The organism is Bacteroidota bacterium, from assembly GCA_016706255.1.
Lineage (GTDB): Bacteria > Bacteroidota > Bacteroidia > Chitinophagales > BACL12 > UBA7236.
In genome coordinates, this window is record JADJJZ010000003.1 from 435,484 (window position 1) to 450,577 (window position 15,094).

General features: G+C 35.3%; 9 protein-coding genes. 1 reads left to right on the forward strand and 8 read right to left on the reverse strand.

Annotation, left to right across the window (positions count from 1 at the left end; all coding sequences use genetic code 11):
• Positions 1-19 precede the first annotated feature (19 nt).
• Positions 20-2,848, forward strand: coding sequence for an excinuclease ABC subunit UvrA (uvrA, locus tag IPI65_03645; protein ID MBK7440638.1), 2,829 nt, complete (start codon positions 20-22; stop codon positions 2,846-2,848).
• Here the strand turns inward: uvrA and IPI65_03650 are convergent, their stop codons facing one another.
• The 8 genes from IPI65_03650 to asnB form a co-directional block, all read right to left on the reverse strand.
• Positions 2,849-5,269, reverse strand: coding sequence for a polysaccharide biosynthesis tyrosine autokinase (locus IPI65_03650; protein ID MBK7440639.1), 2,421 nt, complete (start codon positions 5,267-5,269; stop codon positions 2,849-2,851).
• 9 nt (positions 5,270-5,278) lie between these two features.
• Positions 5,279-5,962, reverse strand: coding sequence for a polysaccharide biosynthesis/export family protein (locus tag IPI65_03655; protein ID MBK7440640.1), 684 nt, complete (start codon positions 5,960-5,962; stop codon positions 5,279-5,281).
• 223 nt (positions 5,963-6,185) lie between these two features.
• The gene (locus tag IPI65_03660; GenBank protein ID MBK7440641.1) at positions 6,186-8,102 is read right to left on the reverse strand and encodes a polysaccharide biosynthesis protein; all 1,917 of its coding nucleotides are present in this window, start codon (positions 8,100-8,102) and stop codon (positions 6,186-6,188) included.
• Between the two features lie 141 nt (positions 8,103-8,243).
• Entirely contained in the window at positions 8,244-9,374 is a 1,131-nt protein-coding gene (locus tag IPI65_03665) for an aminotransferase class I/II-fold pyridoxal phosphate-dependent enzyme (GenBank protein MBK7440642.1), read from the reverse strand.
• 18 nt (positions 9,375-9,392) lie between these two features.
• Complete coding sequence (locus IPI65_03670) at positions 9,393-10,010, reverse strand: sugar transferase (protein ID MBK7440643.1); 618 nt, start codon at positions 10,008-10,010, stop codon at positions 9,393-9,395.
• Entirely contained in the window at positions 10,000-11,286 is a 1,287-nt protein-coding gene (locus IPI65_03675) for a glycosyltransferase family 4 protein (GenBank protein ID MBK7440644.1), read from the reverse strand. The genes IPI65_03670 and IPI65_03675 overlap by 11 nt, the downstream gene beginning before the upstream one ends.
• Positions 11,287-11,290: 4 nt before the next feature.
• Positions 11,291-13,171 (reverse strand): heparinase II/III family protein, encoded by a 1,881-nt coding sequence (locus IPI65_03680; GenBank protein MBK7440645.1) that lies wholly within the window; start codon positions 13,169-13,171, stop codon positions 11,291-11,293.
• A complete protein-coding gene (asnB, locus tag IPI65_03685) occupies positions 13,172-15,088 on the reverse strand; it encodes an asparagine synthase (glutamine-hydrolyzing) (protein MBK7440646.1) in 1,917 nt (638 codons plus the stop codon). It abuts the gene before it with no gap.
• Positions 15,089-15,094 lie beyond the last annotated feature (6 nt).

The window sequence follows — 15,094 nt, forward strand, 5'->3', positions numbered from 1 at the left end:
GGAAATCAGCGAGAAGGAAATGACCTACCTCGAGGTGCAGGGTGCGCGAGTGCATAATCTTAAAAATATTAATGTTTCTATTCCTAGAAACAGTCTGGTAGTTATTACCGGTGTTAGCGGCAGCGGAAAAAGTTCGCTTGCTTTCGATACCATTTATGCAGAAGGTCAGCGCCGGTATATGGAAAGTTTTTCTGCCTATGCGCGACAGTTTTTTGGTGCGATAGAAAGACCTGATGTAGATAATATTTCAGGTTTAAGTCCGGTTATTTCGATTGAACAAAAAACAACAAATAAAAACCCGCGCTCTACAGTTGGAACAATAACTGAAATTTATGATTTTATGCGACTCTTGTTTGCAAGAGCTTCAGATGCATACAGTTATGCGACAGGTGAAAAAATGGTTCGCTTTACCGAAGAACAAATTATTCAAAGTGTTATCGGTAAATTTAATGGTAAACGCATTGTGCTACTGGCCCCTGTTGTGCGTGGCAGAAAAGGGCATTACCGCGAATTGTTTGAGCAAATTCGCAAACAGGGATTTTTAAAAGTAAGGGTTGATGGCGAGATAAAAGACCTTTTACCAAAAATGCAGGTCGACCGATATAAAATGCACGATATCGAAATTGTAATCGACCGGTTTAAAGTAGATGAAAATGATTTGGTGCGTATTAAACAAAGTGTTGCACAAGCATTAAAATCGGGCAAACAATTTATCATGGTAATGGATGCGGATAAAGGAACCGTATTTAATTATTCTAAAAAATTAATGTGCCTCGCTTCAGGCATTTCTTACGAAGAACCATCGCCTAATACATTCTCATTTAATTCACCTTATGGGGCCTGTCCGAAGTGTAAAGGGCTGGGTGTTGTTTATGAAGTAAATCTGGAAACCCTTATGCCGGATAAAAATAAAACCATTAATAATGGTGGTATTGTGGCTTTGGGCGAATTCCGCGATAATATTTTATTCAAACAAATTAAATCGATAGCTACAAAGTATAAATTTAATTTATCTACACCAATAAAAGATATTCCTAAAAAGGGTTTAAATGCAATTTTATTTGGGGGAGAAGGTGATGCGGAATTGCCTGAAGATGATACGGTTTTTTTAGGCGAAGCAGACAGATGGTACACACTCGAATTTGGCGGATTAACAAAATTAATTAAACGCTGCTTTTCTAATTCCATTTCCGAAAACATGCGACGATGGTCAGAGGATTTTATGGAAAAAGCAACTTGCGATGAATGCAACGGAACAAGATTAAAAAAAGAAGCGCTGTATTTTAAAGTAGATGAAAAAAATATTGCCGAATTGGCATTAATGGATATTAAAGATTTGCACGATTGGTTTAGTGATGTGGATGAAAGAATGAGTGCAAAACAACAAACTATTGCAAAAGATATTTTAAAGGAAATTCGAGCACGTATTGGCTTTATTAAAAATGTGGGGCTCGATTATCTGTCACTCGACAGGCCAACCAGAACACTAAGTGGTGGCGAATCGCAGCGCATACGACTGGCAACACAAATTGGCTCTCAATTGGTTGGTATTACATATATTTTAGATGAGCCCTCAATTGGCTTACATCAGCGCGATAACAATAAATTAATTGAAGCCTTAAAAGATTTGCGTGACAGCGGTAATACCGTTTTGGTTGTTGAACATGATAAGGACATGATGATGCATGCCGATTATGTTATCGACCTTGGACCCGGAGCAGGTATTCACGGTGGCGAATTAGTTGGTGAAGGCGACCCGGTTACATTTATGAAAGCAGGAACCATTACTGCTGAATATTTAACAGAGCAAAGAAAAATTGAATATCTTACCACAAGAAGAAAAGGTAATGGGAAAGAAATTGTATTGCAAGGTGCAACAGGACATAACCTGAAAGATGTTTCTGTAAAGTTTCCCCTAGGTATTTTAATTTGTGTTACCGGTGTGAGTGGAAGTGGAAAATCGAGTTTAATTAATTCCACTTTATTTCCCATCATGCAACAACATTATTATAACTCACTGAAAAAACCTTTGCCTTATAAAAAAATAGACGGATTAAAACATATTGATAAAGTAATCGAAATTGATCAGTCACCAATTGGCAGAACACCACGTTCTAATCCTGTTACTTATATTGATGTGTTTTCTGAAATTCGAAATTTATTTGCCTTAGTTCCGGAAGCAAAAATTCGTGGTTACAAAGCAGGACGTTTTTCATTTAACGTAAAAGGTGGACGCTGCGATGTTTGTGAAGGCGGAGGTATGAAGGTTATTGAAATGAATTTTTTACCGGATGTGTATGTGGAATGCGAAAAATGCAGGGGTAAAAGATACAACCGCGAAACCCTGGAAATTTATTATAAAGGAAAAAATATTGCAGATGTACTGGACATGACCGTTGATCATGCTTCAGACTTTTTTGAAAATCATCCGCGTATTTTCAAAAAAATAAAAACTTTACAGGAAGTTGGTCTAGGATATATTCGTTTAGGGCAGGCCTCCACAACATTAAGTGGTGGTGAAGCTCAACGTGTTAAACTGGCTGAAGAATTATCGAGAAAAGATACAGGCAATACTTTTTATATATTAGATGAGCCTACTACAGGATTACATTTTGAAGATATACGCGTATTAATGAATGTAATTAACGATTTAGTAGAAAAAGGCAACACGGTTTTAATTATTGAACACAATCTTGATGTAATTAAACTGGCTGATCATATTATTGACCTTGGCCCTGAAGGCGGCGCCGGCGGTGGAAAAATTATTGTAGAAGGTACACCGGAACAGGTTGCAAAAAATGCAAAAAGTCACACCGGTAAATATCTTAAACTGGAAATGAAACTGTAATTATTTTTTACGAATTCTGTTGAATGTAAAAAAACGTTTCCAAAATGATTTCGGATTAACTGTATCTGAATAATAATCATTGTATCCGGTATAACCGTAGCCATAACCATATCCATAACCGTAGCCGTAACCATATTCTGTTCCACTGGCATTAGCATCATTTACTACAATACCAATATTGGTCAAATGATTATCATTATACAAACGATTAACATTTCCGATAAAGTTGCGTTTTGAATAATTTACACGAATCATGTAAATCGCTAAATCTGCTTTTGCCATAATAGGAATAGAGTCAGAAACTATACCTACCGGAGGGCTGTCAATTATTACAAAATCGTAAATGGCCAGCAAATCTGCCATTAGTTTATCACATGCCGGTGATACTAATAACTCGGCCGGATTCGGTGGCACAGGACCTGCAATTAAAATATCGCAACCGGCTTCTTCAAGCGGCTGAATACAATCCTGGAAATTATCTTTATTAATCAGGATAGTACTAACCCCCTGCTGATTTTTTAATTTAAATGCTTTATGCACTTTTGGTTTCCGTAAATCGAAATCCACCAAAATAACTTTTTTACCTGCTGAACTAATTACGTTCGCTAGATTTAATGCCGTAAACGTTTTACCCTCACCACTCACGGTTGAAGTAATTACAATCAATTTGCCTTTGTCATCACTTTTAAGGAAATATTGCATATTACTTCGTATTGCTCTAAACGACTCGGCAATATGTGATTTCGGACTTGCAGTTACCACAATTTGTGGGGTGTCCATTTTCGATTTATTATACATAGGCAATGCACCAAGTAAAGGTACATTTGTTGATTTCTCAACATCAGGAACACCAATAATTGTGCTGTGCAATAGGAAGCGTAAATATATATGGGCAAATGATATACCAATACAAATGAGTATCGCTAAACCCCAGATTTTAGCTTTTACCGGTGCTACCAGTGAGCCACGTTCACCTGAATCAAGAATAATGTAATCACTGCTCATACCCGCAAGCGTAATTTCATATTCCGATTGTTTTTCAAGGAGTAATAAATAATATTTTTCCTTTAAATCATTTAATCGGGTTAATCGCGCAAATTCAGATTGTTGTTCAGGTAATTTTAAAAATTCACCTTCGTATTTGTTTTTTTCTTCAGTAAGGTAATTATCACGAACCTCAAGCTTTTTTTCAGCGTTTACAATTGCCTGTTTAAAGTTTTCGGTAACTTTTGAAATTTGTTTGTTGATAGAAGTTAAACGTGGATCTGAAGATGGTACACTGAGTATGAGCGTTTCTTTTTCTTTGTTTAAATCAACCAGCGAATTGAGGTAAGGCGTAAAATCACTGTATTCTAAATCACCAAAATAATTCGCCAGCGCATCAAGGTCACTGTTTTTGTTATTCGTAAAATCTTTAAGCCACTTTAAACTTTTTTGTTCAAGGGTAACCTGAAATTTAGCCTGATCAATCTCATTTAACTTTTGAACAATATTAGACTCTGCGAGTTCCGGGCTAATTATGAGATTTTCCTTTTTGAAGGTTTTCAACAAATTTTCCTGGTCATACAATTCTTTTTCAAGCGAATCAATTTGATCTTCAATAAAATTGATTATCATTTCGGCACTTCCGGCTTTTCTTGTTAAACTCATATTCACAATTTCGCCGGCAATCGTATTTACAACATCTTTTGTTTTTACAGGATTATTATCCCGATAGTTAATTACAATTTTACCACCATAAAGATTATCTACATCTATCTCTACTTTCCCTTCAATTCGTTCGGCTTCTCTATTAATGTCATTTATAACAAAATAATAATTTTCATAAAACGACTTTTCTCTTTCTTTTTTCAGGTGGGCAGTAATATTAAATTCAGGAGTGCTAAATGGTTTTTCAAAATCGAAATTATATTCTATATGTTCTCCGCCTATTTCATATTTTATCACATAATGCGAAGGATCAATTACGTGTAAATCAATTTTTTTACCAACGATGCTGGAATCCAGCACTTGTACTTTTACGTCAAACGGACTTGCATTATAAACCTCACCCTCCTTTACGCGTTCACGAATAAAATAAGATACTTGCAATGGAAGCGATTTCAACGCTTTAATTTTATAACCTTTAGAATTAAGGATGGTCATCTCCTCATTCAAACGGTCAACATTGGTATTGGAAACGAGTATACCTAAATCAATGGAGTTATCTTTTGATTTATCTTTAAATTGAACATCCGCCTGCGATTCATACAGTGGGCTGGTATATCGCCCTATTAAATAGGATGCTACAAATGCTAATATGATATATAAAACTATCCACCAACGCGTTAACCATCCAATCGTTAAAAATAATTTCCAGTTAAACGACTGATCTTCGTTCGCATCACTGCTATTTAATATTTCATTTCCATTAGTTGCCATTCCGCACAATTATTTACTAAGATTAACAAAGAAAGCATATATCACAACAATGCTGGAAACTGTTGTGATAATCGGGGCCAATTCACGAAAAACAGTGGCATTTAATACGGGTTCTATATAAATAATATCATTTGGTTGCACATACGTGCTCGCGGCTTGTAAGCCTGATATTTCTGAAAGATCAATTATCTGAGTTTGAGGTGCACCATTAATGTTTCTGATAACAGTAATTTTAGCTGCTTTACCATTTTCGGGAACACCACCTGCAGCACCAATCGCTTCTATTATTGTCATGTCGGGCCTGTCCAACAAAACTTTACGCGATTCTGAACTCCCGCGATAAACCGTAACAAATTTATTTACGACTAATACATTAACATATGGGTCAATGTAATTTTTACTGTAAGCTTCAGTTAATTTTATTTCAGCTTCACGTGTAGTTAGTCCTTGTAATTGTATTACTCCGATTATCGGCAAATTAGCTTCACCTTTTGCATCAATCGTGTAACTTAATGAAGTTGTTGACGCCTGCAAGGCAACTTCATTCGATGAAACAATTTGTGGCTCTATCAATGAATATCCACCCTTTGGAAAAACCAACACATTCAGTACATCACCTTGTGTTATCCTAAAATCAGGGCTTACTGTATCCAAAAAAGTAGTACCCACATAATTTTTATCTGCCTTAAGCATCCGATTCGGATTAAATACGCTGCAGGCTTGGAAAATTGGTGTTATAAATGCTAAATATAGGATACCCCTTAAAATAAAGGTCAATTTCTTATCGCTGGTCAACATTATCTTTTATTGTGTGCTGTTTTCTAACCCCCTAATAACCAACAAATATATGATTTCAGACTGATTCCCAATGGAATTTTGACCTTAAATAAGGTTATTTGGTAGCGGTAATATCTGCCTACCGGCTTTTGTCTAAGGCTTCAAAATCAGAATTTTTACTGATAAATTCCGGAATAAATGCCTTTAAGGATGTAACAACCTGAATCGTATCTCCCGAATTCAAGGCTAATTTAAGATTATTTATATGTGTTTGCACCACCTCACTCGGGTATTGTGTAGTTATCGCAATTTTAATTTTGTGATGATGTGTAGGTAAGGTATTTTCATTTGTATTGAGCAATTCTTCATGTAATTTTTCGCCCGGACGTAATCCGGTGAAAATAAACGGAATATCTTTTTCCGGCTCCAGACCGCTCAATAGCACCATTTTTCTTGCCAAATCAATAATTTTTACCGGTTCACCCATATCAAATAGGTATAATTCGCTGGTTTTACCCATTGTGGCAGCCTCGAGCACTAACTGACAAGCTTCTGCAATGGTCATAAAATATCTGGTTACTTCAGGGTGCGTTATTGTAAGTGGTCCACCCGCTTCAATTTGTTTACTAAAGTAATTTACTACAGAACCATTACTACCCAATACATTTCCAAACCGTGTAGTAGTAAATACCGTTTTAATGGATGTATCTTTCGATTTATCCTGAACATAAATTTCGGCAGCCCTTTTTGTTGCACCCATTACATTTGTCGGATTAACTGCCTTGTCAGTTGATATCATAACAAATTTTTCAACCGCATTTGAAATTGCAAGGTCTACCAGATTTTTTGTCCCGAAAATGTTTACATCAATCGCTTCAATTACATTTTGTTCCATTAATGGAACGTGTTTGTAAGCCGCTGCATGAAAAATAATTTGCGGTTTATAATTTGTAATGATTTGTTCTAAACGTTTGTAATTGGTAATATCACAAATAACATATACGATACTGCAATTATTGTTATTTAATTTAAAAAACAAATCCATTTTCACATCAAATAAAGCACTCTCTGCCTGGTCTAATAAAATAAGCTGACCTGGTTGAAACTTTAAGATTTGTTTCACCATTTCACTGCCAATTGAGCCGGCAGCTCCGGAAATTAGAATGGTTTTTCCCGAAAAATTATTTTTTAATTTTTCATTTTCAAGCAAAATAGGCTCCCTGCCTAAAAGGTCTTCAATGTTAATATTTTTAATTTGTTGTAAACTCAATTGACCGTTAATCCAATCGGTAACAGGAGGCACAGACTTAACGCTGATCTGATTTTCAAGGCAATAAGCAACCACTTCATTTTTACGGTTTATTTCTATATCGTTAATGCCAATTATCAATTCTTCAATGGCGTATTTACTTAAAAGGGTGCTTAATTTTTTTGAAGAATAAATTTTTATCCCTTCAATTGTCTTATTGATTTTAGACGCATTGTCATCTAAAAATGCAATAACAGAATAATTGGTATTTGTATCATTTTTTAACGCCTGTAAAACACTTAACCCTCTTCTTCCTGCACCATAAATAACAACAGGAATAGGGGTTATTTTATGCCTGTTCGCCTGATAAAAAAATACTTTTATACCATATCGGCTGAAAATTAAAAGCGAAATACTTAATGCAGCATGAATAATGGCAATAGCAATCGGTAATATTCCAGGTGTAAAATAATATGTTTTACTTAATCCGGAAATAATTATTACTAAAAGTGTGGCAGCTAATCCTGCTTTTATTAAACGCAGCGCATCTGCAATGCCGGAGTGACGAATTATTCCATCGAATGATTTAAAGGCAATAAAACTAATTCCAAAAAGTGCCGTTGTTAAAAAGGTATCACCCAGGTAATCTTTAAATGAAATTGCAGCTACATTAAAATTATATCGCAAAATATAGGCGACTCCATAGGTGAATATGGTAATGATAATATCAAAACCAAACACTACCCATTTGGATAAAATGCGTGTACCGAATTCACGGTTTATATAATTGTTCCACCTTTCGGTCATAAACTTTGGTTCAACTGACAGTTGTTCAAGGGGACAGAGTAATGGCTGTTGGTGCTCAGGTTATTGGTTCACGGCCAATAACATGGGCTTTCAATATGCAAATGTAGAATAAAAAAATGAGTGGAGAGATGCTGCCTTTTATTAGGCAGTTGCTGTTTCCAGTAAAGTGCAGATTTGATCTAACTGAGATTCTGTTAGTGCAGAGCCCGACGGTAAGCAAAGGCCCTTATTAAATAGGGTTTCACTAATACCTGTTATAAAAGCAGGATATGATTTAAAGACAGGCTGCAGATGCAATGGTTTCCATAGCGGACGACTTTCAATATTATGCTTTTCGAGTTCTTGCCTGAAATATTCAGGTGAATGCGTAATTTCTTTATTATTAATTTGTAAAGTAGTTAGCCAGCGATTTGAAAAATAATGCGCAGGTTCATTTAAAAATTCAAAATGACCGGAACCACCTAACCTGTTTTGGTAGTACGAAAAAATATTTCTTCGTGCGGTGATACGTTGTGGCAACACTTCCATCTGGCCCCTGCCAATTGCGGCACAAATATTACTCAGCCTGTAATTATAGCCAATTTGCGAATGCTGGTAATGTGGTGCTGCATCTCTTGCTTGTGTAGCCAAAAATCTTGATTTTTTTATCGCTTCATCATTGTTTGAAATAAGTGCTCCACCACCGGATGTTGTAATTATTTTATTTCCATTAAACGACAAAATTCCGTAGCTGCCCAAAGTGCCTGTTAATTTATTATTAATTTTTGAGCCTAACGATTCTGCAGCATCTTCAATTACCGGTATTCCATGTGCGTTTGCAATTTGTAACAGTTCATCCATTTTTGCAGGCATACCATATAAATGAACAATAATTATTGCTTTTGGTTTTTTATTTTGACGCAAACAAAATTGAATGGCTTCTTCCAACTGCTCCGGGTCCATATTCCATGTTTCCGGTTCGCTGTCTACAAAAACAGGTATTGCCTTTTGATAAATTATTGGATTTGCTGATGCTGAAAAGGTGAACGAGGGACAAATTACATAATCATTCTGTTGAACATTTAATAAAATTAACGCAAGATGTAAAGCTGCCGTGCCTGATGATAATGCCGCACACGATGTAATAGGTAAATAATTTTGAATTGCTGTTTCAAATGCATCTACATGCGGGCCAAGCGGAGCAATCCAATTGGTATCAAAGGCATTTTGGATATACTCCATTTCTTTAGCCCCCATATGGGGAGGAGATAAATATATTCTTTGATTTTCCATCTGCTGTTTTTTGTATGCTTAAATATTTTTATGATTACGCCGCACAATATCAAGATCTGCTAATTGTGAACGAGGGTCAGAAACTACACCACTTCGCCGCAAAACATATTTAACGGTTTTAATTACAATTTGTACATCTGTTTTTAAACGGATGTTTTTTACATAGGTAATATCGTATTGTAAGCGTGTATCCCAGTCAATAGTGTTTCTCCCGTTTACCTGTGCAAGTCCGGTAATTCCGGGTTTTACTAAATGCCGTTGATGCTCAGTTGTTGTATAATATGGCAGGTATTTAATTAATAATGGCCTCGGACCAATCCAACTCATTTGCCCGAATAAAATATTAAATAGTTGAGGTAATTCATCCAGTGACGTGCTGCGTAAAAATGTGCCAGCTTTGGTAATACGATGTTTATCACTTGCATAATTATTTTCTTTTTCAGGCAACATCGTAATAAATTTATATATGGTAAAAATGCGCTCGTTTTTGCCAACTCGTTTTTGCACGAAAATAATATGACCCTTAAAATTGATAAAACAAAATAGACTAATAACCAGCATTAATGGAGAAAGTATAATAACTGCCATTAATGCAAATACAAAATCCAATAGCGGCTTTATGATATTACGATACATTTCTACTTGTAGTATAATCTGGTGTAATTTGTTTTTTGCCAAGATGTAATTTAATAGCCTGAAGGTAATTTAAAGCCAAAACATTTCTGTCAAAATGTACTTTTGCATAACGATAGCCATTTTCGCCCTGACTAATTATTAATTCCTTGTTCAACAAATATTTTTCAATTACCTGAGCCAGATGGTGTGGGTTTTCCGGTTCAACAAAAGTGCCGGCATTTGCAGTTTCAACCAGTGCTCGGGAAACTCCGTCAATGGCTAATACTACCGGTTTTTTGCAAGCCATATAATCAAATGTTTTATTGGAATATACTGTTTTAAAAGTTTCCGCTTTTTTTAACACTGATAATCCCAAATCACAAGCCAGTATATATTTTAATGCAGCTTCTTTAGTTACAGAATCTATAAAAATTACATTTGTTAAACCCTTTTGTTTAGCTTTTGCAATTAGCTCCTGTTTTTGCATGCCATCACCAATTAACAAAAACACAACATCCCGGTGCTTTAATAAATCAGCCGCTTCGAGCACTTGTGTTAAATGATTAGCCACGCCATGTGCACCTACATAACAAAGTGCAAGAGTTTGTTCATTTATACCAATTGATTTTCGATATGCCTTTATGTCGAAATTTGCTAATAAATTATCGCTGATATCAAAATCAGCAGCATTTGGGAAATAGATAATTTTTGATTCAGGTATGCCTTTTTTATCAATTAATGTATCACGCATAGCCGGTGTTAGCACATTAATTAAGGTAGATTTTTTGTATAAAGATTTTTCAAGCCGATAGGCCATTTTAATGGCTGATTTATTTTTAAGCACCCCCGTATCAATAGCCGACTCCGGCCAAAGGTCTCTGATTTCAAAAATAAATGGTATACGCTTAAATAAACTTAATACCCGTGCTATAATACCCACTGTTAAAGGTGGTGAGCTCACAATAATACAATCATATTTTTCACGTGCTTTAATTAACCCGCCATAAATACCGGAAAAAACAAATGCAAAATAAGCATTGAGGCGACCTCTGAAATGATTATTATATGATTTTGAAACATGTGTTCGAATCACCTTAATGCCAGGCGCAAATTGTTCAACATGTACATATTTATTATCATACTTAGGATTGCGAATACCTTTTGTGTAATGGGTCATTCCTGCAATTACTGTTACCGTATTGCCTTCTGCAACCCAAATTTTACTCATAGCATTCCATCTCAAACCACCCGGGTCATCGGTCTCCTGAAAATATTGATGAATGAGTAATATGTGCATGCTGTTAAAGGGCTCTGATATGTGTGGTTATTTTATTTGTATGTGTACTAAAAATGTATTGTTCACATTTTATTTTTTCTGCGTAGCTGCCTGAATAAAACCCTGTTTCAATTTGACGCTCAATATTAATTCCTTGTTCATCAACAGCACTAATTACAAAGTTGGTGTCAAAACTAATATCTGGGTGCCATATTTGTTGAACTGGCTTTTTTTCAGAGTTATCAATTATATCTATTATTGTCCAATCCGGCCGGCCTTTTATTTTAGTAACCGTTCTTTCATGTGTAATCCATTTTCCGGATTGCCGGAATGCTTTTATTTTCCCGTTAAACGTATAACTGTTTTCATCCTCAGTTGTGGTAGCATGAATTACTTTGGACCAGAAATACCAAATAAATCTGGGGCCTTTTAACATCTGATCCAATTGATTATATGTTACGGTATTGTGCGACTGTGTTCCAAAAAAATATAGGATATCCGATTTATCTGTGTTATATCTAAAGCTGCCACCATCTCTCATTATATTAATATCACCATTCCAAATATCAATATGTAACTGGTCGGCTTGGGATGGTCTGTTTTTAAATGCACAACAGGTAATATAGGTAAATTGTTCTTTTTCTCTAAAAGTATAATACCCGCTGTCGCTATAATTGCGAACCCCTTTTAATGGTGCATAATTTGTCTGAAACCCGGAAGTTTGATTTTGAAACCATAAAGTGTCTTCAAAAACAGTATTTTCTAAATACTCAATTCCTAAACTATTTGCCAGGCACTGTAACTGAGGTCTGAAGTCATTAAACAGATTATCATTTAACGGAAAAAATAAGGAACCATCGTTAGCTCCGTAGTTGGGTAATTTTCCCGTTTTTTCATTCGTGCATTGAATTAAAAATTGTAAGGATGATGTTAATCTTGTAATTAATTTTTCACTAAGCGATATCGAATTTAATTTTGCTATTTTCAAAATCCATGTGTACACCTGTATTATTACCCGATGGTAATTCATAGAATATTGCAAATAGGTGCCATCGTTGAAAATTTGGTAAACGCCTTCACGCTCTAAAATCGATAAGGCATATTTTTGCCAGTGTTGCGCTTCCTTCAACTGCGGAAATAAAACACTGTAAACAAATAATGCCGCAGCTTCTGTTATCACGTGGTTATTGCGAACGAACTTTTCTGCATAATGGAAATTACAATAAATAAGTTGTAATTGTTCGTAAACTGAACACATTATTTTTTGCCAAACGGCTTCATCAAATTGTTCATCTTGTTGATAGAAGTGTAAAGCAAATAGCCAATTTAAAACACGAATGGCTATTTCCTGGCCCGAAATATAATGTGGGCCGAAATTGATTGGATTAGCATCAATAAACGAGGTAATTTCACTAATTACAAATGAAGTTGAATTACTTGAATAATGATGGTCATACCGAATAATGTCAAAGAGGTAACAAAAACGAGCTCTTTCCCAAATGTTTTTAATGTCTTCACCTTCAGAGAAATCGTCGAAATCAAGATAATGTTTATCTGCCGTATATTTTTTGCCTGTAAAAGGATCGGTATGCCAATCGCGAATGTTTGGAATTGGCAAATATTGTGTGTTGAAAAATGGATAAGCGCCACCAAATATTTTGTTGGCTTTGGTTTCTAAAACAGGGTTTTGTTTTTTGGGGATAACTATTTGTTCTTGTGGTGGGATAAAAAATTTACAAGTACTATTTTCCCACTCAGATTTTGATACCGGAAATATTTTAACAGGTTCAACACTGTGTTTGTTTCTATAAATAACTGATTTACTCCAAATAGAATAAACACCTCTGTTTAATAGATACCTGAAACCGGCTTGCTGAAAATATGAAATATATTTATTTATGGCCAATTAATTCTGTCTGCTATCGTTAGTATAAAATTGCTCCATCCAGCTTTGAATCGCCATCATTGTTAATATGGTATAGGAGCCATCCACTCGACCCTTTTTATTATCAGCAATTAATTGCTGCACTGCAGGGTAATTAAATATTTGGAATTTGTTTAACGCTGATTCCGACAAACGCTCTTCCAACATTTCCGCTAAATCATGATTTATCCATTTACGCACAGGAGCGCCGAAGCCTGTTTTGGAACGGTTTACGATATTTGATGGTAGATGTTTGCCTGCTATTTTTCTTAATACATGTTTTGTTTCTAAATTCCTGAGTTTAAGATTCGGAGGAAGTTTAGTGCTCATTTTTACCAAATCCAAGTCTAAAAAGGGAACACGCACTTCTACACCGGCTGCCATTCCCATTTTGTCCGTATAATTTAAATTATGGTCAACTAAAAAAGATTTTAAATCCAAATACAACATTTTATTTAATAAACTTTCCTCATCCGGTATCTGTTCCAGTGCGAGATATAAATATTCTTCCGGGTTGTAATTAATAACCTGTGACTGGATATCAGGATGGAACAATTGTAAATTATCACAAATCGGAAACCATTCAAAATAACCAATCAAACGCGATATTGAACTATCCTTATTTCTTTTAATGAATTTATTTAATCTTCGAATGGTAGGTTTATTTACATCTTTTAACTGTAAATATTTTGTAGCACCATGAAAAATGAACGATGGAACATTTTTAATTAGATTATCCATTTTAATCGCCTGGTGGCGGCGGTACCCCGAAAATACATCATCGCCACCTGCTCCACTAATTAAAACTTTTATTCCCATGTTTCTGGCAGCCTCACAAACTTTGTAAACATATAATGGCGCAAAATCTGCTTGCGGCTCATCAAGATGCCAGATCATTTTGTCAAATTCCTGAACAATACTAATACTGCCATCTACATGGTGTAATTGAACACCTAACTTTTCCGCTGCTTGTTTGGCGTAATAAAAGTCAGCTTTAAATCCTTCACTTTCTTCGTCATTGCCGCTCTGTATGGTAAAACAATTAATGGTAGTATTTGGTGCGCTGCGTTTTGCTTCGGCAACTAACACGGATGAATCGATACCGCCTGATAAGAAAAATCCTACCGGTACATCACTTAATAACTGCGACTGAACTGCATTTTGAATTTTATTTTCTACAGTATCAATCCACATTTCATCTGTATAAAATTCTCGTGAACCATCAAATGGTATTTCGAAAAACTTCTTTTTTACATAAGTGGAACTATCTTGTGTATTAATAGTAAAACATTCTCCCGGTAATAATTTGCTCACATACAAAAATGGTGTCACTTCACCCGGCGACCATAAGAAATTCATATAATTTACCAGTGCCCGATAATTTATCGTTTTATCGAACCCATCCAGATATATTAATGATTTTAATTCTGAACCAAAGGCAAAAGCGGCCCCTTTTTTATAAATATAAAATGGTTTAACACCCATTTGGTCCCTTGCTGCAAACAAATTATGCGATACTTTATCATAAATAGCAAAAGCAAAAATGCCATTTAACATGTTCAGTATTTTTTCACCAAACTGTATATAGCCTAATAATACGGTTTCTGTATCCGACTGACTGGCAAAAGTTACACCGTAAAGTGCTAATTTATTTCTGATGTCAAAATGATTATAAATTTCACCGTTAAAAATAATAACATACCGACCGCTTGAATCATACATTGGTTGGTCGCCATGTGCACTGAGGTCTTGTATTTTTAAACGATGGGTGCCTAAAATGACTGAATCATCTTCATAAATGCCACTTTTATCCGGACCGCGATGTTTAATTACATCAAATGCGGCAGCAAACGAATTTTTTGTATTACTATTTTTAATTAATCCTAAAATGCCGCACATAAAATA

Bases quoted from the DNA above. Each gene is read 5' to 3' on its own strand.
- IPI65_03655 (MBK7440640.1), bottom strand. From the start codon at position 5,962: ATGCTTAAGGCAGATAAAAATTATGTGGGTACTACTTTTTTGGATACA.
- IPI65_03660 (MBK7440641.1), bottom strand. From the start codon at position 8,102: ATGACCGAAAGGTGGAACAATTATATAAACCGTGAATTCGGTACACGC.
- IPI65_03675 (MBK7440644.1), bottom strand. From the start codon at position 11,286: ATGCACATATTACTCATTCATCAATATTTTCAGGAGACCGATGACCCG.
- asnB (MBK7440646.1), bottom strand. From the start codon at position 15,088: ATGTGCGGCATTTTAGGATTAATTAAAAATAGTAATACAAAAAATTCG.
- IPI65_03665 (MBK7440642.1), bottom strand. From the start codon at position 9,374: ATGGAAAATCAAAGAATATATTTATCTCCTCCCCATATGGGGGCTAAA.
- IPI65_03650 (MBK7440639.1), bottom strand. From the start codon at position 5,269: ATGGCAACTAATGGAAATGAAATATTAAATAGCAGTGATGCGAACGAA.
- uvrA (MBK7440638.1), top strand. From the start codon at position 20: ATGACCTACCTCGAGGTGCAGGGTGCGCGAGTGCATAATCTTAAAAAT.
- IPI65_03670 (MBK7440643.1), bottom strand. From the start codon at position 10,010: ATGTATCGTAATATCATAAAGCCGCTATTGGATTTTGTATTTGCATTA.